Annotated in this window: 16 protein-coding genes; 1 reads left to right on the top strand and 15 read right to left on the bottom strand. The window is 64.4% G+C overall.

Going from position 1 to position 17,492, the window contains the following annotated elements; translation table 11 throughout:
- Positions 1-103: 103 nt before the first annotated feature.
- The 7 genes from CH274_RS28800 to CH274_RS00440 all read right to left on the bottom strand — a co-directional run bounded on the left by CH274_RS28800 (position 104) and on the right by CH274_RS00440 (position 6,492).
- Positions 104-592: a hypothetical protein gene (locus CH274_RS28800; RefSeq protein WP_256993440.1), complete on the bottom strand. Its 489-nt coding sequence runs from the start codon at positions 590-592 to the stop codon at positions 104-106.
- A gap of 230 nt (positions 593-822) precedes the next feature.
- A complete protein-coding gene (locus CH274_RS00465) occupies positions 823-2,088 on the bottom strand; it encodes an acyl-CoA dehydrogenase family protein (RefSeq protein WP_094656507.1) in 1,266 nt (421 codons plus the stop codon).
- A 151-nt stretch (positions 2,089-2,239) separates the two neighbouring features.
- The gene (locus tag CH274_RS00460) at positions 2,240-3,256 is read right to left on the bottom strand and encodes a helix-turn-helix domain-containing protein (RefSeq protein WP_094656501.1); all 1,017 of its coding nucleotides are present in this window, start codon (positions 3,254-3,256) and stop codon (positions 2,240-2,242) included.
- Positions 3,257-3,389: 133 nt separating this feature from the next.
- Complete coding sequence (locus tag CH274_RS00455) at positions 3,390-4,649, bottom strand: molybdopterin molybdotransferase MoeA (RefSeq protein ID WP_256993439.1); 1,260 nt, start codon at positions 4,647-4,649, stop codon at positions 3,390-3,392.
- Positions 4,649-4,891 (bottom strand): MoaD/ThiS family protein, encoded by a 243-nt coding sequence (locus tag CH274_RS00450; protein WP_045196011.1) that lies wholly within the window; start codon positions 4,889-4,891, stop codon positions 4,649-4,651. The genes CH274_RS00455 and CH274_RS00450 overlap by 1 nt, the downstream gene beginning before the upstream one ends.
- 18 nt (positions 4,892-4,909) lie before the next feature.
- Positions 4,910-5,923: a GTP 3',8-cyclase MoaA gene (gene moaA, locus CH274_RS00445; protein WP_143546507.1), complete on the bottom strand. Its 1,014-nt coding sequence runs from the start codon at positions 5,921-5,923 to the stop codon at positions 4,910-4,912.
- 8 nt (positions 5,924-5,931) lie between these two features.
- Positions 5,932-6,492, bottom strand: coding sequence for a molybdenum cofactor biosynthesis protein MoaE (locus CH274_RS00440; RefSeq protein WP_179275606.1), 561 nt, complete (start codon positions 6,490-6,492; stop codon positions 5,932-5,934).
- Between the two features lie 247 nt (positions 6,493-6,739).
- Here CH274_RS00440 and CH274_RS00435 point away from each other — a divergent pair, with 247 nt between their 5' ends.
- On the top strand, positions 6,740-7,765 hold the full coding sequence (locus tag CH274_RS00435) for a helix-turn-helix domain-containing protein (RefSeq protein WP_082322636.1): 1,026 nt from the start codon (positions 6,740-6,742) through the stop codon (positions 7,763-7,765).
- Between the two features lie 18 nt (positions 7,766-7,783).
- Here CH274_RS00435 and CH274_RS00430 read toward each other — a convergent pair whose 3' ends face one another.
- The 8 genes from CH274_RS00430 to CH274_RS00395 all read right to left on the bottom strand — a co-directional run bounded on the left by CH274_RS00430 (position 7,784) and on the right by CH274_RS00395 (position 17,420).
- A complete protein-coding gene (locus CH274_RS00430; protein ID WP_217901438.1) occupies positions 7,784-8,773 on the bottom strand; it encodes an NAD(P)/FAD-dependent oxidoreductase in 990 nt (329 codons plus the stop codon).
- Positions 8,770-9,084 (bottom strand): ferredoxin, encoded by a 315-nt coding sequence (fdxA, locus tag CH274_RS29455; RefSeq protein ID WP_032397576.1) that lies wholly within the window; start codon positions 9,082-9,084, stop codon positions 8,770-8,772. The genes CH274_RS00430 and fdxA overlap by 4 nt, the downstream gene beginning before the upstream one ends.
- A 36-nt stretch (positions 9,085-9,120) precedes the next feature.
- Entirely contained in the window at positions 9,121-11,301 is a 2,181-nt protein-coding gene (locus CH274_RS00420) for a molybdopterin-containing oxidoreductase family protein (protein ID WP_094656497.1), read from the bottom strand.
- 120 nt (positions 11,302-11,421) lie between these two features.
- The gene (locus CH274_RS00415; RefSeq protein WP_303396071.1) at positions 11,422-12,102 is read right to left on the bottom strand and encodes a MadR family response regulator transcription factor; all 681 of its coding nucleotides are present in this window, start codon (positions 12,100-12,102) and stop codon (positions 11,422-11,424) included.
- The gene (locus CH274_RS00410; RefSeq protein WP_179275605.1) at positions 12,099-13,487 is read right to left on the bottom strand and encodes a MadS family sensor histidine kinase; all 1,389 of its coding nucleotides are present in this window, start codon (positions 13,485-13,487) and stop codon (positions 12,099-12,101) included. Before CH274_RS00410 ends, CH274_RS00415 begins: the two co-directional genes overlap by 4 nt.
- Complete coding sequence (locus tag CH274_RS00405) at positions 13,484-14,671, bottom strand: iron-containing alcohol dehydrogenase (protein WP_256993437.1); 1,188 nt, start codon at positions 14,669-14,671, stop codon at positions 13,484-13,486. The genes CH274_RS00410 and CH274_RS00405 overlap by 4 nt, the downstream gene beginning before the upstream one ends.
- Positions 14,672-14,868: 197 nt before the next feature.
- Positions 14,869-16,386 carry a MadC family VWA domain-containing protein gene (gene madC, locus CH274_RS00400; RefSeq protein ID WP_094656495.1) on the bottom strand — a complete coding sequence of 506 codons (1,518 nt, stop codon included), beginning with the start codon at positions 16,384-16,386 and terminating at the stop codon, positions 14,869-14,871.
- Positions 16,383-17,420, bottom strand: a complete 1,038-nt coding sequence (locus CH274_RS00395) for a MadB family AAA-type ATPase (RefSeq protein WP_094656494.1) — start codon at positions 17,418-17,420, stop codon at positions 16,383-16,385. Before CH274_RS00395 ends, madC begins: the two co-directional genes overlap by 4 nt.
- Positions 17,421-17,492 lie beyond the last annotated feature (72 nt).

Raw genomic sequence — 17,492 nt, 5'->3', positions numbered from 1 at the left:
TAATGCTTGTATTTGATGTCGTGGGTGATCCAGCTCCGATGGACCTCGTAACAGGCGTTGATCTTGCGGGCGGCCTGCCGATTCTCCGCACGCGCGGCATCGGTCAACGCCTCCAGTGAGACGGTCGGTACAGCGCCCATCTTTCACCCCCCGGTGAGCAACGTTTCAGAACGTGCGTTCGAACTGAAAGAAGACTAACCCGGACCACCGACAAGAAACGAAAGCGCAGACTCGGCAGCTCGTGCTCACCACCCGACCAGCACAAATCAGCCGAGCTCGAACTCAGAATGTCGTGATCTGAGCCGCGGTCGTGCGGTGCCGACCACAGTGAGCAGTGCCGATACCCTGGCCTTGTGGAGCCCGACCATAGGAGATGTCTCGACGTCAGAAGGGCGTGCGGTTTCTCCAACAATGCGCCGTAACGGTCGTTGAATCGCCGCGCGATGACCCTGGAAACGTCGACGTGTGGAACATCCTTGCCGACGGGTACCACGTCTGCCGTGCAGAACAAGAAGTCAGCAGCCCGGTGTACCGGGTACGCGAGCCGAATGCGTACATGTCGTAGATCTCTCCGTCTCGAACCCGCGGCCATATCGTCCAGCGCAGCGTCGAAGACGTGCTGCCGCACGTGCCCGACTACCTCACGGTCCGTGACGACCCGACAATCGGTCAGCATCGCGACATTCTTAGAATCATCCGACCAAACGACCGAGAACCATTGGTCTCGTTGCACTTTCGCCAGTGAGTACGAGCCAGATCGGCGCGCGAGCCCGTTCGTGGTGTCAGGATCGATCGAATCCTGACACCACGAGCGCCATCGGCCTAGGCGTGCTCGGGTACCGACAGTCGATTCTCCGCTGCGGCGAGTGAGTCGAATCCGTCTGCCTTGAGCAGATTGTGGACGTTGCGCCGGCGAACGCCCATGTTTCCGCCGTCGTACACCGGGAAGCAGAGGACGTCTTCCATGATCGCAGCGATCGGGGTCAGGTTCGTGTACGCATCGACGCCGACGAGACGCATGGCGTCGTACACCACCTGCACGGCCGTCTCGGACGCGAATATCTTTGCTTCGTTGGCCAATTCACGGTCGCGTCCACCGGTGCGATCGAAGTGATCGGCAGCCTTCCATGCGAAGTAGCGGACCGCCTCGATCCGAGTCTTGATGTCCACCAACATGTATCCCGCGTTCTGGTACTCGATGACGGGTACCGGACCGGACCGGTGGTCGGTCTTGGCGAACTGCAGAGAGTAGTCGAATGCAGCCCTCATCCTGCCCACGCACGCGGCGGCGATGGACGAGCAGGTCCAGGAGAAGGCGGTGGCGACGATGTCCAACCCGTCGCCCGGCTTACCGATGAGGTTGCCGACCGGCACTCGCACGTCGCGGAATTCGACTCGCGGCGAGTTGGTGGCGCGGTGTCCGATGGTGTCGATCATGTCGGTGATCTCGACCCCCGGCGTCCCCTTCTCCACGACGATGACCGCGAGCGACTCCGACGGCGGGAGCGCAGGATCGGTGCGGCACACCACGCTGATCAGGTCGGCACCCTGACCGTCCCAGCCCGAAGCATTGGTGGTGTAGTGCTTGGCACCGTTGATGACCCACTCGTCGCCTTCGCGTCGCGCGAAGGTCCGAATTCCGACGGTCGGGTCCTCCGAGTCGTAGTTGGCCCCACCGGTCACCTCGGTGTATGCGATCGCAGCCAGCCGAGGCTCGCCGTCGCAGAACAGCGGGAGCCAGCGATTCTTCTGTTCCTCGGTGCCGAAATTGATGATCGGATTCAGTCCCAATCCGGTGCCGAGCAACGCTGTCGGAGTGTTGATGTCGACCCGAGCGAGTTCCTCGGCCGCAAGGGCGAACGTCAGATTGTCGAAGTACGCGCCGCCGTATTGATCGGGAACCAGTCCCTTGACGAATCCGAGCCCGGCCAGCTGCTTGTAGACCGGCTGCAATGCGTAGAAGCGATCCTCCGGCCGGGGCAAGGGCGAAATGACGGCTGCTACTTCGCTCAGGATCTCGTCTGCCACTTGCCGCGCCTGCATGCGCACGGCCATCTGCTCGGGGCTGAGCTCGAAACTCAGGGTCATGTGGGACTCCTCGATGTCTGTCCTGGTGGGGTGAAGAACGGAATCGGGCGACGCTGCCCTGCACACCAGTTTCATCGGGTGAGTCGTCCTGGTCTTGTACCGGACTGCGCCGTGATCGGTACCGTTCTGCACACTCGGACAGAACGTTTCGCTACCGCTGCACCAGCTGCGGCAGTTCCCTGGTCTTCATCGACGCTCGGTATTCGACCGGACTGCATCCGAAGTGCGATCGAAACGACTTGGCCAGGTGCGCCGAATCCGAGAATCCCCACGCCGCTGCGATCGTTCCGATCGACCGATCGTCGCGCGAATCGGCAAGCTCACGACGACACGCCTCGACTCGATGCTCACGTACCACGGCACCGAAAGTCGTTCCCGCCCTCTCGAACAGTGCATGGAGAGTGCGAACCGATACCCCTACGTGGCGGGCTGCCTCGGTGGCGGGAACTCGGCCGAAGGGAAGCCGGGAGTCGATGAACCGAACCGCGGACACCCGGAGTGCTTCGTCGGTCTGCAACGAGCACGCGGTGTCCCGCTCGGCCGTTGCTCCCAGCACCGCGCGAAGCAGATCGACATGGGCGGCACCGATCATCTGCCGCTCGGTGGGGTGCAGTGAGGAATCGCTCCGCCAGGTTTCCACCATCAGCGAGCCGAGCAAACGAGCCGAGCCCGACGAGCTCGAAAAGCGCCGAGCAGTGGTCCCCGCCGACGGTGCGACGACGTCTGCCAGCAATGGCCGTGGCAGACGGAACGACAGGACCCGCCACAGTTCGTCATTGCCCGGTTCGACGAACTCGAGGCGGTACGGGCGGGTCGAATCGACGACGGCGAAGTCGCCTCGGGAGACGGTGCACTGCCGCCCGTCCTGAGTGGTCGTACAGTGCCCATCCAGTTGGAGGTTGACGAAGACGACGTCCTCGTCCGCGCGGGCGACTTCGCGCTTTCCGTGGTCGATTCGCTGGGTGCAGGAGGCGATCTCCGCGGCATTGCCACCTCCGACAGCCGCAGAGCGCACCCACCCGGGCAGTCCGGACCGGGACGAACTGCGTTCGACGTGATCGCGGGATCGCCACGGTGCCAGTGGGGTGAATGCCTGACACAGGACGTCGGCCCAGTAGCTCATCTGATCGGCAGGGCCGAGTCCCCGGGTTGTCCAAAATGACGTCATGATGCACTCCGCGATAGGTTCGAGTGCACCAACGGTAGGCCCTTGGCGTAAGCCATCCGAGGCGTTTGCGTTACGAAATGCGTCCACTCTCCTCACATCGACGAGTGGTGCGCCGAGAGAATTTCTCGGATCTTCAGATGCACGTGCCTCGCCGCGACGAGGCGAGAGAGTCGAGCATCCACGCGGGGTACTCACCGGACGGCCCGAGGTCGCCGTCGGAGGGCGGGATCACGATCACACAGTTGGCGTCGGCGAGCGCACCGACAGAATGCGATCGGATGATTCTGGCCCCTTCACCGTCGACGATGCCCAGCATGACCCGGGGTACCGGTGAGGCAGAAACGGCCTCCCCCGCTACCCTGACCGTTCTGATCGTTCGCTCTGCTCGCGGGTTTCGCAGTGCCGCAACGATGATCGGCCGGACGAACAGTTCGTACGAGATCAACGCGCTGACAGGGTTTCCGGGCAGACAGACGATCGGAGTTCCCTCGACCTTTCCGCACGCCTGCGGTTTGCCCGGTTTGACTGCAACCGAGACGAATTCGACGTCCTGGTCTGCAAGCGCAAGCCGGATCACCTCCTCGGTGCCCGCGCTGATCCCACCGGTCGTGACGACGAGGTCGGCAACCGCCGCGCATCGGGCCAGTGCCGCCCGACACTCATCGACGTCGTCGGCGACGGCCGGTTCGAGGTGAACGTCGGCACCGCACCGAAGCAGATCCGCGACGATCATCGCCGAGTTCGCGTCGTAACACTCGCCGCGTGCGAGTTCGGTCCCGACCGGCCGAACCTCGGATCCTGTCGACAGCACCGCCACGATCGGAGCCGACTCGATCAGCACATGGGTGCGACCGAGCGCCGCCAGAACACCGACCTGTGCCGACGTGACCGACGTGCCTGCCCGGACGGCGACGTCGCCGACCTCGAAGTCCGAGGCACGACTGCGGATGTTGCTCTTCGAGCCGACCGAGTGGATCGTCACCTCCTCGATACCGAATGTCTCGACGAACCCGCTGGTTCCCTCGACCGGAATCACCATGTCTGCGCCGTACGGAACTGCGGCACCGGTCATGACCTGTACCGACTCACCCGGATGAAGGTGCAGCGGTGCCGGTTGTCCACCTGCGACACTGCGCGCGGAGACGAGCAGACGTACGGGCAGATGTTCCGGACCGACGACATCGGCAGCGCGAACGGCGAATCCGTCGACCGCCGAATTGTCGAAGGCCGGCAGTGCGTGGTCGGCAACGACATCCTCGGCGAGCGTTGCCCCTACCGCATTGCCGATCGGCACCGAACGCACCGACGCCGATACTCCCAGTTTTCTTATCGCGCAGCGGTGTTGGTCCACCGTTCGGAGATGGACCTGGACGCTGTCCACTGTCGTCGACATCATCCGCCGGAGATCGGAGGCAGGACCGCGATCTCGTCCCTATCGGAGCACGGCGAATCCTCGTCGCGTGCCAGCGATCGTCCATTGATCCAGATGCGCGACACCGCCAATACCTCCGCGAACGACGCACCGTATCGTTCAACCGCAGTATCGAGCACCTCTCTGACGGTCGATCCCGACATGCTGTTCGACGCCTCCCCGGCAATCTGTCGTGCCGCAGCGAACATCACCAACTCGGCCATACGATCAGCCCCCTTCGATCATCCACCGATGTAGGACATTTCGATCCGATCTCGCACCGGATCCTCGTTCGTTTCCGCTCGAAGTTCCGAGTACCGATCGTCCCGTCGCACCCACAACGCCGTGAGGCGGGATACGAGTTCGTCCTGCGACGCCCCCGAGCGCACCAACGCGCGCAGGTCCGTTCCGGTCGACGAGAACAGACAGGTGTACACCTTGCCGTCGGCAGACAGCCTCGCGCGCGTGCACGTTCCGCAGAACGGCTCGGACACCGACCCGATCACGCCGATCTCTCCACTGCCGTCGAGGTATCGATATCGAGTCGCCACCTCACCGTCGTACACCGCCTCGACCCGCACCAGCGGGTGGACGCGGCCGATCGTCTCCACGATCGCTTGCACGTCCATGACCTGGGACAACTCCCACCGATTCGTAGCACCGACGTCCATGTACTCGATGAAGCGCACCACGACGCCGGTGCCCTTGAACCGCTCCGCCAGAGTCAGAATCGAATCCTCGTTCACCCCGCGACGCACCACGACATTGACCTTCACCGGAGACATGCCCGCGTCCACCGCCGCGTCGATACCGTCGAGTACCGTCTGCACGGGCACCCGAGTGTCACTCATGCGAGCAAACGTTGCCGGATCCGTCGAATCGAGGCTGACGGTCACCCGCCCCAACCCCGCGTCGACCAACTTCGCAGCATGTGCGCCGAGCAGAGAACCGTTGGTGGTCATCGCCAGATCGATACCGTCGATGGCGCTCAGTCGCTCGACGAGGGAGACAATTCCGGTTCGCAGCAGCGGTTCTCCACCGGTCAGGCGCACCTTGCGAATACCGATGTCGGCAGCAGCTCGGGCGACTCTGTCGATCTCCTCGAACGACAGCAGTTTCGCGGTCTTCAAGAATTCGTGGTCGGGACCGAATTCGGACCGCGGCATGCAATAGACGCACCGGAAGTTGCACCGGTCGGTGACGGAAATACGCAGGTCCCGAAGTGGCCGGCCCCGAACGTCTCTCGCGTCGGTCACGACATCCCTCACGAGGCGGCACCGCAGGTGAGCGGCGACCACTGCGAGGCTGCATGGTGGACGTTCTCGATCTGCACACCGGTCTCCACCCAGGATTGCGCGGCGTCCCGCTGTTCGAGCTTCCACACCGGAACGGACGCCTTGACGATGTCGATGCAGAACTGAGCCGCCAGAAACGCGGCGACGCGATGACCCGCGGACACACAGACCAGGACACTCGCTTCACCCACCGCGACGGATCCGGTCCGGTGCAGCAGGGCGATACGGCCGATGTCGGGCCAACGCTGTTGCGCCGTCTCGGCAATCTCGAACAGGCGTCCGCGCGCGACCGACTCGTAGGACTGATAGTCGATCGACACGACCCCGTCGGTCCTTCGACCTGCGGAGTCCCTCGAATACTCGCGCACAACCCCGGTGAAGGTGACAACGGCCCCGCACTGGGGCATGGTGGCCCAGGCGGTCGCCGCCTCGACCGACAACGCGTCGGAGGTGACTGCGACTCGCACCCCGCTTGCGCAGGATTCACTGTCGTTCCCGTCCAGCTGCACGACTGTGTCGACGTCGCCCATGGTGCACCCCTTTCGTCGAATTCGGTTCCAGCTTGGTCCAGAGCGGTGCAGTGCACTTGACCGCCAGCGACCGTTAGTTGACCTGCAGAGACCTCGCCACGCCGTCCGGATCGGACTTTCCGGCAATGTTACGAACAGCGAATCAACCGGAAACATTGCGCGCTAACCTCGAACAAAGCTCCTGCATCGCAGTGACGACACGGTCACCAGGACCGACGACGGTGGGCTTCGACGAAAAGGGGTTCCCATGCTGTCCAGATCCGGATTCTCGATCCCGACTCGGACGACCAGCCGCAGTGACTGGTGCGACATGCTCAGCGAGCATTTCGTCGCACTGGACGTCGCGGACGTGGCCGACAGCCGATTCACCGGGGCCGTCCGGTCGATGTCGCTTGCACACCTTCAGGTTTCGAGTGTCAGATCCACCACGCAGCACATCGCGCGTACCGACTCGTTGATCGATCGGGATCGCATCGAGTACGTCCAGATCGGAATGATCAGACGCGGCTCGGCCATCGTCGTGCAGGACGGCCGCGAATGCACTCTGACGCGGGGCGACTTCGCGATCTACGACACCTCACGCCCGTTCGACTGGATCATCGACGGCCACCCCGACGACGATCAATGGGAACTGGAGGTCTTCACCTGGCCCCGTCACATGCTTCGGCTCGACGCCCGTGAGTCCAGCGACATGACGGCGATGGCATTCGACGGATCCGCCGGATTCAGTGGGCTACTGGGCCGGTTTCTTCACGATCTGAGTTCGACGCGCTCGTCACTGGACATCACCGGAGCGCAGGCGATAGCGGACGAGGTCGGCGATCTCGTCAGCGTGATCGCCCGCAACACCACCACGAACTCGACCGTCGACTCGCCCAGCGCAGCTCTGGTTCGGTCAGCGCAGCGGTACATCGAGGACCACCTCGCAGATACCGAGCTTTCACCCACCTCGGTGGCGTCGGCGATGTTGGTCTCGACGCGACAGTTGCATCGTGTGTTCGCCTCGAGCGGCACGACGGTGGCCCGCACCATCAGAACCAAACGGCTCGAGCGCTGCCGCCGCGAGATCGTCGGCAGCATCACTCTGGACAAGTCGCTCGGGCAGATCAGCCGGAGATGGGGCTTCGCGGACCTCGCCGTCTTCAGCCGCGCCTTTCGTGAGCAGTACGGCATGAGTCCGCGGCAGTACCGCGCCAGCGTCTGTGCCCGGTCGGACGACCCGCGTGCGGTGACGCGCTCGACACGGCCGACCGACCGAGAACAGAGGTACTGACGCGACGAGCGACTCGAGTCAGTGGATCGAGTCGCTCGAATGGCCCGGAACGATCGGTGCCGAACCGTCGACGAGTGGTGCGATGTGGTTGACCGCCGTGGCGGCCTCGGCGAATCCGACCGCGATCAGCTTGACCTTGTCCTGGTGTCCGGCAACATCACCCACCGCGAATACTCGCCGACGATTGGTCCGCATCGTCCGGTCGACGGCGATATCGCGCTGGTGCTTGTCCAGACCCCACGTCCCGATGGGACCCAATGCCGCTTTGAAGCCCAGTGCGGCAACGACACTCGACACTGCGAGTCGACGGCGTTCGGTTCCGTCTCCGTCGACGATCGTCACCGATTCGACGGCGTCCGAGCCCGCGATCTCCTCGACCTCGTACGGGGTGAGTACATCGACACTCGACCGCTCCAACAGTCCCAAGCTGTGAGCATGAGCCCGAAACTCGTTGCGGCGGTGCACCAATACCACCGACTTCGCGATCGGCTCCAAACTCAGAGCCCAGTCCACCGCCGAATCACCGCCCCCGACGATCATCACGTGTTCGCCGGCCAACTCGTTCAGTCTCGGCACGAAGTAGCGAAGCCCACGATCGTGGAACTCCGAACCCGTCGGCAGCGGTCTCGGCGTGAATTTGCCGATCCCCGCTGCCACCAGAACCGCCTTCCCGACGACGGTGACACCCTTGTCCGTCGTGATCCGGACGGCCTCCTCGGATTCTTCGAGCTCGGTCGCGACGTGTCCCATCAGATACGTCGGTTTCGCCTGCTCTGCCTGCTCCACCAAGGCGTCGACCAGATGCTGCGCCTTGATTGCCGGAAAGCCGGCGACGTCGAAGATCTTCTTCTCCGGGTACAGCGCGGCCAGCTGACCACCGGGATGCGGTAAGGCATCGACGACGGTGACCGTCAGCCCACGAAAGCCCGCGTAGTACGCACCGTAGAGGCCGGCCGGGCCCGCGCCGACGATGATCAGGTCACACTCGAAATCGGTTGCGTCACTCACTTCTTCGCCACTTCGTCGATCGCCGGGTGGTCGTGTCCGACCGGACCGAGATCCTCCGCGCCACCCGACGCATCGGCATCCTCGCAGAACTCCACTGCGATGTCGACGAACCGCTTCTGCTCGTCCGGGATCTTGTGTTCCCAGAAGATCGCGTCGTTGGGGCACGCGGGCATGCATTTGCCGCAGTCGACGCACTCGTCGGGATTGATGTACATCATCCGAGCACCCTCGTAGATGCAGTCGACGGGGCACTCCTCGGTGCATGCCTTGTCCAGCAGGTCGATGCACGGTTCGGTGACGACGTAGGCCATCTCGAAATCCTCGTTCTCGTAGTAGGGAAGGTGTTGTCAGGCGTCGAGCGGTCGCACGTCGACCAGAGTGTCCGAGAACGTCGGGGCATTCCCGAGGTCCGCGAATGCCGTGGGGTTGAGCGAGGCCGGGGTCGAGAGGGAGAGCATGTTCTTGCGCCACGCGCCCATCGCGCACACCGTCACGCCCTCCATGACCGACTTGTCCAGCTTGGCCAGGACGGTGAACTCACCGCGGTCGTTGAACACTCGAACCACATCACCGGAGGCGACACCCCGCCGCTCGGCGTCGGCTGGGTTGATCAGCAGGGTCGGCTCCTTCTGCACCTTGCGATGCATGTCGAGATTTCCGAAGCTCGAATTCAGGTAGGCGTGCGACTTGGGCGTCAGCAGGTTGAGCGGATACTTCTGCGCCAGTTCTGGGTTGGTGCGAGACGATTCGCGCGGCGCAATGTAGTGCGGAAGCGGATCCACCGGTTGGCCCGGCTGGTGATCGTTCGATCCCTGCCGGAAGAGGGGCAGAACGAAGTTGCCGCCCGCCGCTGCCGAGGACAGGAACTCGGTCTTGCCGGACGGCGTCCGGAAATTGCCCTCGGCGTGGGGGGCGTACTCGTCGTGACCGGGAAGATTGAGCCGCTGCCACCCGAGCTGTTTGAGCGAGTCGATCGAGATGCCCTCCATGGCAGGCGCATTCCAGTCGTACGAGAGGGCTATGAGTTCCTCGTCGGTTCGGGAGAACACCGGCTCGGTGAAGCCCATGGCCTTGGCCAGTCGACGGAAGAGCTCGGTGTTGGGGACCGCTTCTCCCATCGGCTCGATCGACCGATTGTTGTAGGTGACGAACAGGTGCCCCCACGAGAAGTTGATGTCGTCCTGCTCGAGCTGTGTGGTCGCCGGCAGGATGATGTCCGCGTAATCGGCTGTGTCGGTGATGAAATGGTCACTGACGACGGTGAACAGATCCTCGCGGCTGAGCCCGTCGATCATCCGTTTCTGATCGGGGCACACCACCACCGGATTCGAGTTGTAGACCATCAGGGCCTTGAGGGGCGTGTCCAGATTTAGCCCGCCGGTCAGCGCTTCGCCGAGTTGATACAGATTGATCACCCGCGTGCCTGGCGTCTGCAGATCCGTCTGCAGGAACTCGGGCCAGTTCACCGGGAAAGCCCACAGGGGTAGCTGCAGGATTCCGCCGCCTGGCTTGCGCCAGGCACCCACCAAGGACGGCAGGCAGGAAATGGCTCGGACGCTCTGACCGCCGCCGGCGCTCCGTTCGATCGCGACACCGATGCGAATCACGGCCGGCTGGCTCTGCGCGTATTCCCGCGCCAGGGTGTAGATGTCCTCGACGGGGATGCCCGTCTCCTCCGATGCCCACTGCGGGGTGTACTGCTTCACCCGCTCGGCCAGCTCGTCGAAACCGATGGTGTGACGCTCGATGTAGTCCGCGTCCGTCAACCCCTCGTCGATGATGACGTGCATCATCGCCAGCGCGAGCGCGCCGTCGGTGCCCGGCCGGATCGGGATGTACCAACTCGCAGCCTTAGCGGTCCTCGTTTTGACCGGGTCGATCACGACGACCTTGGCCCCGCGCTTCTTGGCCTCGGCCACATACGGCCACAGGTGCAGGTTGGTGCTCATGATGTTCGACGCCCAGATCAGAATGAACTTCGAATGGACGAAGCTTTCCGGGTCGACGCCCGCCGTATCGCCGACCGTCATCGCGTACGCAGTGCACGACCCTGCGTCGCAGTAGGTGCGCTCGGCAACGGTTGCCCCGAGACGGTTGAAGAATGCGTCGCCGACGTTGAGCCCCTGCGTGATCCCCTGGGTGCCGAGGTAGTTGCACGGCATGATCGCTTCCGGGCCGAATTCCTCGGCGATGGCGGTGAACTTCTCCGCTATGGTCGCAACGGCCTCGTCCCACGAGATTCGCTCGAAGCGACCGGAGCCTTTGGGTCCGGATCGCTTGAGCGGGTACAGAACTCGATCGGGGCTGTAGACCTTGTCCAGGTAGTTGTCCACCTTCACGCACAATCCACCGTTGGTGTACGGGTTGGTCTTGCTACCGCTGACGCTGGTCGCCACACCGTCCGCGACGGTGACCACCATCGAGCACGAATCCGGACAGTCCTGGCCGCAGGCTCCGAGAACGGTGAGCTCCGCGGGGCGGTCTGCGGGAGCGTCGTCTTGGCGTGTGCCTTCTTGAACAGTCGTCATGGGGTGCTCCTCGGCATGGATATCACTGGTATGTGTTATCCGAAGCCTGCACCGCCCAGACGCTCTCGACAGGACACCGAGCGCCGTCTACTTTGCACTCTGCGCCCGAAGGCTCTGCAGTCAGATCAAGCCTTGCTTACTCGCCGCGTACACGGCCTCGGCTCGTCTGGACACCGCGAGCTTGCGCATGATGTTGCTGACGTGGAATTTGACCGTCGTCGCCGAGATGAACAGGCGCGCCCCGATCATGTTGTTGGACAGGCCCGTCGCGAGCAGCCTGAGGACCTCGAGTTCGCGCTCGGTCAAGCGCTCGATGCTGCTCGGTGTGCCGTTGAGAGAGCGAACGACAGCCGAGGCGCTCCGCGAGTCGAAGGCACTCTCGCCGCGCGAGACCGCACGGATCGCGCGTACCAACTCGGTGGTGTCGACGTCCTTGACGACATATCCCCGCGCTCCCGCATGCACGGCCTCCACCACGAGCCGGTCGTCGAGGAAGGTCGTGAGCACCAGCAGTCCGATTCCGTTGTGCGCCTTCGCCAACTGCGCACACAAGGCAAGACCCTCGTAATCCGAACTGGCCGACAGCTTGAGATCCATCAGCACGATGTCGGGCTCCACCCGCGCGACGACGGCCAGTCCCTCCTCCCGCGTCGACGCCTCCCCCACGATCGTCAGATCCGCCTCGCGTTCGAGCACCGACCGTAGCCCTTCGCGCAGGATCGCGTGATCGTCGACCAGCACGATGCGCACCGTGGGTGCAGCCACATGCCCTTGGCCGTCGCGGATCGTCGGTACGCTCACAGGGTGTCGCCCTTCTCCGATGTACTGCCGAGGGGATCGCTCCCGAGGGGGATTCGCACGGTCACTCGCACTCCTCCGGTACGGGCACGCCTGATCTCGAAGACGCCACCGTGCTCGCGGGTCCGGGCCGCCATGTTCGCCAACCCTCGATGCCTGCCGTCGACGTCGGTGGACTCGGACAGATGCAGCATCATCCGCAGATGGGCCGGATCGCCGTCCCCGTCGTCGGCGATCGACAACTGCACCTGATCGGGCGAGTAGGTCAGTCTCAGAATTGCCCGCGACGCATGGGCGTGCACCGCGGTGTTGAACAGTGCCTCACCGGCGATGCGCAGCAGAGCGTGCTCGCATTCGCCGCTCAGCTCGACCGGAGTTCCCTCCACTCGCAACGACACCTGCAACTCGTCGGGCATGTGTACCACCGACAGTTGCTCGAGCATCTCGGGCAGGGACGTTCGATCGGCATCCTGCGGATGGTTGAGCGCATAGATCGCAGACCGCAACTGTTCGACGGCTCGACGCGTCAACTCCTTGGCCAGATCGAGCCGTTCACCGCGTTCCTCGGCCGGAATGTCGCTGCGGCACACCTCGATCTGCATACCCGCCGACAACACCGCCTGCGTCACGCTGTCGTGCAGTTCGCGGGCGATGCGATGGCGTTCGTCGTCGAGCACCTGATGTCGATGCGCGGCGCCCAGCTGCCGCTGAGTCACCTCGAGTTCGGCGTTGCGGGCCGCCAGATCCGCTGCTGTGCGGTGGGCCTGCGCGTACGCGTTCTCGGTGCGTTCCAGCAGCTGTCGACGACTCTGGAACAGAGCCGAATTCTGCAGTGCCACAGCCGTTTGACTCGCCAGAATGCTCAACACAGCCGCGTCGGTCGCGTCGAGCACCCGGTGGTCGCCGGTCCACGCCGCGAACGCGCCGACGACGCCACCGTCGAACGCGATCGGCACGAAAGCGTGATGGGCCGAGATGACCGGAGTCTGCCCGTCACCGCACGTGGACGTCCGAATCGACTCGAGGCAGTCGATGACGTCGTCCGGCAGCGGCGGACCCTCGACGTTGTCGACAAGGAACGGCGTGGCGTCCGGTCCGAGCACCAGTCGCCGGGGACCGGCATCGGGGAGTGCACCGTCGGCGAGCGCGAACACGACCCACTGTGCGCTCAGATGAGCACGAGCTGCTTCCGCGACCGCGCACACGAGCGTCTCGGGGCCGTCGACCGTCCGCACCAGCGCCCGCGAAATCAGTTCCAGCGCATAGACGACGCGTTCGAGCCGTTCGGCCGCGCCGCGATACTGGGGGTAGAACGTGTTCTTGCCCGAGCGCAGTCCCGTCAGTAGCGACAGGTCGGGTCCGGACGTCACATCGGGTCCCGACGTCACAGCGCACTCCGGAACAGTTCGACCATCTCGAGGTGCGTCGCGGAGCGCGGATTGGTGGACATGCAGGCATCGTGTAAGGCGTTGGTGGCCAACACATCGAGATCCGACTCACTGACACCGATCTGTGCGAGGCCGGACGGGACACCGACCTGTCGCGCGAGGCGGTCGACGCGGTCTGCCACGGCCATCGCGGCCTCCTCCGGCCGGGCTCTGCCCTCGGGAAGTCCGAGGCTCGTCGCGATGGCCACGTACGGCAGCGGATCCTCGGCTGCATTGAAGCGAATGACATGAGGCAGCAGTACGCCGTTGATCACACCGTGCGGCAGGTCGAGCAGTCCACCCACCTGATGGCTCATGGCATGCGTTGCACCGAGGATCGCGTTGGTGAAAGCCAGGCCGGCTTCGAGGCTCGCCTGGGCCATCGATCCGCGTGCAACCATGTCGGCGGGTTCGTCGATGGTGCGTGCCAGCTGCGACATCACCATGGTGATGGCCCGTAGCGCATGGTGATCGGTGAGTTGGTTGTGTCCGAGCGAGACGAAGGCCTCGATACCGTGAGTCAGGGCATCCAAACCCGTTGCTGCGTTGAGCCATTCGGGCATCGTGGTGAGCAGCCGCGGGTCGATCACGGTGATATCGGGGACCAGAGCTCTGCCGAGAATGGTGATCTTCGTCGAGCGCGCCGTATCGGTGACGATGCAGAACTGGGACACGTCGGCACCCGTACCGGACGTCGTCGGCACCATGACCAAGGGTGGAATCGGGCGCGTGGCCTGATCGACACCTTCGTAGTCGAGGATTCTGCCGCCGTTACCGGCCAGGATCGCAATGCCTTTGGCCGCATCCATCACCGATCCCCCGCCGATGGCCACCAGCACATCGCAGACCGACTCGGTGTAGACCGCATATCCGGCTTCGATCTCGACATCCTTGGGATTGGGCGTCAGCTCGCTCCACACCTGGGGAGACAGGCCCTGTGCGGTGAGCAGATCGATCAGCTGACCCGCCCACCCGCTGTCGATCAGACCGGCATCGGTGACCACGAGCGGACGCACTCCGCCCAGCCGAAGCGTCGCGTGCGCCACTTCACCCAACGAATCCTGACCGAACACGATCTCCGGGGCGTGGAACTTGAGCACGCGCGGTGCCTCCGGGCGGCTGCGTCGATCATCGAGGTCGTGCAGCGCCTTGCCTACGTTCGCAGTAGCTGCCTGGTCCACCGTTCACACCCTCGCTGTCCATCGGCCCGAGACATCCGGGCATGTGATTCAGGTTACAACCCTACGAGGGGGGCTCGTCGAATCCCACCAGCACCGGACCAGGTTCCCACCTACCCGATCGGGTAGGTACCCGAACCCCGACGGTCAGGGTCGGGGTCTGCTCAGGACAGCGCATGCCCCAGTTCGGCCGCCTGCGCCGTCAGCTGGTCCCCGTCCCTCGCCACCACGACCCGGTCGCAGACCTGCTCGTAGTCCTCCATCGAACACGCAGCCTGAGCCCAGTAGCGGCGCGCCTCGGGGGTGATCCACGCGACGCGGTGCACCTTGGACCGAATCCTTTCCAGCGCATCGAGTCCCGACGGGCGGCCGTTGCACCGGCCGTCGCCGACGATGATCACCGCGGTGCGCTTGTTCAGCACGTCGGCATGCGAGTCCAACAGAGCGGCGAACATGCTGCCGTAGTCGCTACTGGCTTCGAGGTCCAGACGCGCATCCGCGAGCACCGCCGCCAGCGCGCCGTCCCCCGTACTGGCGAGCAAGGTGGTCGTCACGTCCACCGGCGCATCGACGAACCCCATCACCGTGCATCGGTGCGCGCGCGCATGCATGGCCTGTGCCAGGCGCAGGGTGAACGCTGTGATCGGCCGAACCGACAGCGAAACGTCGGCGAGCACGAGGAGTCGGACCTTGTCCGGTACCGGTGTCTTCGTCACCAAGCGAAACGGAATTCCGTCGGTTCGCAGACTCGACCGGACGGTGCGCCTCATGTCCAGCGGCCCGCGCGAGTGCTCGCGCGGCCGCGGTCGCGCGGTGCCGCGCATGTGCCGCAGCAGTTCGTGACTCGCGCGCTCGATCTCGGCGTGCCTGCCGATCACCTGCGCCGCACCGTCGATCGGTATCGGTGAGGGCATGGTGCCGGTCAGCTCACCCAACGCCGCGACGAAAGCCTCGACGGCATCGGTGATCCGATCCAGCATCGCGGCACTCAGCGGACCCGAATCACCGCCGTCGCCGTAGACGCTCCGCGGATCGTAGGCGTCGAACCACGCCAGCACGCTCGCTGGATCTTCCCAATTCAGCTGTCCCGCAACCGCTCCGCTGGTACTCGACGCCAACTCTCCTGCCGCCGTCGATCCGGACCGCTCCAGGTCGACGGTGTAGGTGACCCCGCGACGGCCCATGTCGCCGTCGGTGTCGATCGACAGATCGTGATCCTCGGACGACAGGCTGATGTCGTCGTCGTCCTTGTGCGGGTTGAAGCCCTTGTCGGCTTCGGGCGCGTCGAGCAGATCCCCGATCTCCACGGCCCGTTCGTTGTACTCGGCGTACTTGGCGGCCTCGTGGTCCGCTCCCACCTCGAGGTCCGTCGGAAGTCCGCCGGCGACCTGCGCACCCAACGGCGATCGATGCTCGTCCACGGCACTGTCGATGGCGGCCTCGAACATCGACTCGAACGCGAGATCGAATCCGTGCTGTTCGTGGTCGTACTTGGCGCACGTCGCGCGCAGGGCCGCACGCAGAATCGTGAGGTCCCGGCCCCCGAGGAGACCGAGGACGCGTCGTACCTCGATCACCTCGGCCGGCGACGCCGCTACTCCGAAGCGCCGCAGCGTCCGGCCGAAGACAGCCGCAAGCACGTCGAGCACCACCGATGCCGAGAACGATTCGTGCCCGGTCATCGTCGTATTCCGATGCCGCCCTTGTCGCGTCCACCGTGTCCGCGAAAGGCCGTCGCGGTCGTGTTGACGATCGTTCCCAGTGACGTTGCGGCAGAGTGTTTTTCGGAAACCGGTCCGGCCAAGGCGATCTTCATGTCCGAGGAGTACTTGACCAGCGCGGCGAGCAGATACTTGCGGGTGTCCTCGGAGTGTCCGAGAACCGACGCGATACGAGCCGCGTCGATCACTTCCGAGATCGACGGGCTCTTGCGCAGCGGTAGTTCGCGCAGTTCGGTTGCCAAATCGACGATCTCGGCCACGATGTGCGCGGGCACCTCGGGCGCACGAGCGGTGATGATCTCGCGCTCCCGCGCAGCCGTCGGGTAATCGAGATGGAAGTGCAGGCAGCGTCGCTTGAGCGCCGAGGACAGCTCACGAGTGTCGTTGGAGGTCAATATCACCCACGGATCGCTACGCGCCGTGAAGGTGCCGACCTCGGGGATCGTCACCTGCTTCTCGGCGAGCACTTCGAGCAACAGTGCCTCCATCGACTCCTCGGTGCGATCGACCTCGTCGACCAGCAGCACCACCGGCTCCTCTGACAGCACCGACTCGAGCAATGGGCGTACGGCGAGGAAGGGCTCGGAGTACAGGCCGAAGTCCTTGGCGGCGAGCAGCTTCGATGCGTCGTCGATATCGGTGACGTGCTGGGTGAGCGCGCCGATGTGTTCGCGCAGCATCTGCACGTGCAGCAATTGCTTGGCGTAGTCCCACTCGTAGAGGGCTCGGTTGTCGTCGAGGCCCTCGTAGCACTGCAACCGAACCAGCTTCCGTCCGCTCGCCGCAGCGAGAGACTTGGCCAACTCGGTCTTGCCCACGCCCGCAGGGCCTTCGAGCAACAGTGGGCGATCGAGCGCTGTCGCCAGATGTACCACGGTGGCGAGGTCGTCGTCGGCGATGTAGTCCTGCTCACCGAGCGCGCGCTGCAGATCGGCGGCGTCGGTGAATCGAACGGTGCCGGTGTCGTCGCTACGCACTGTCGACAGCGAGGTCATGTGTTTCCCTTCGTGGTGCGGCGGAGCCGCAGTGGTGCGGTTATGCGCCGCCCGGGGCACATAACCGCACCA

Origin of the sequence: Rhodococcus sp. 06-418-5 (assembly GCF_002258285.1) — a bacterium.
Classification (GTDB): Bacteria; Actinomycetota; Actinomycetes; order Mycobacteriales; family Mycobacteriaceae; genus Rhodococcoides.
This window is presented reverse-complemented; position numbering and strand designations above follow the sequence as displayed.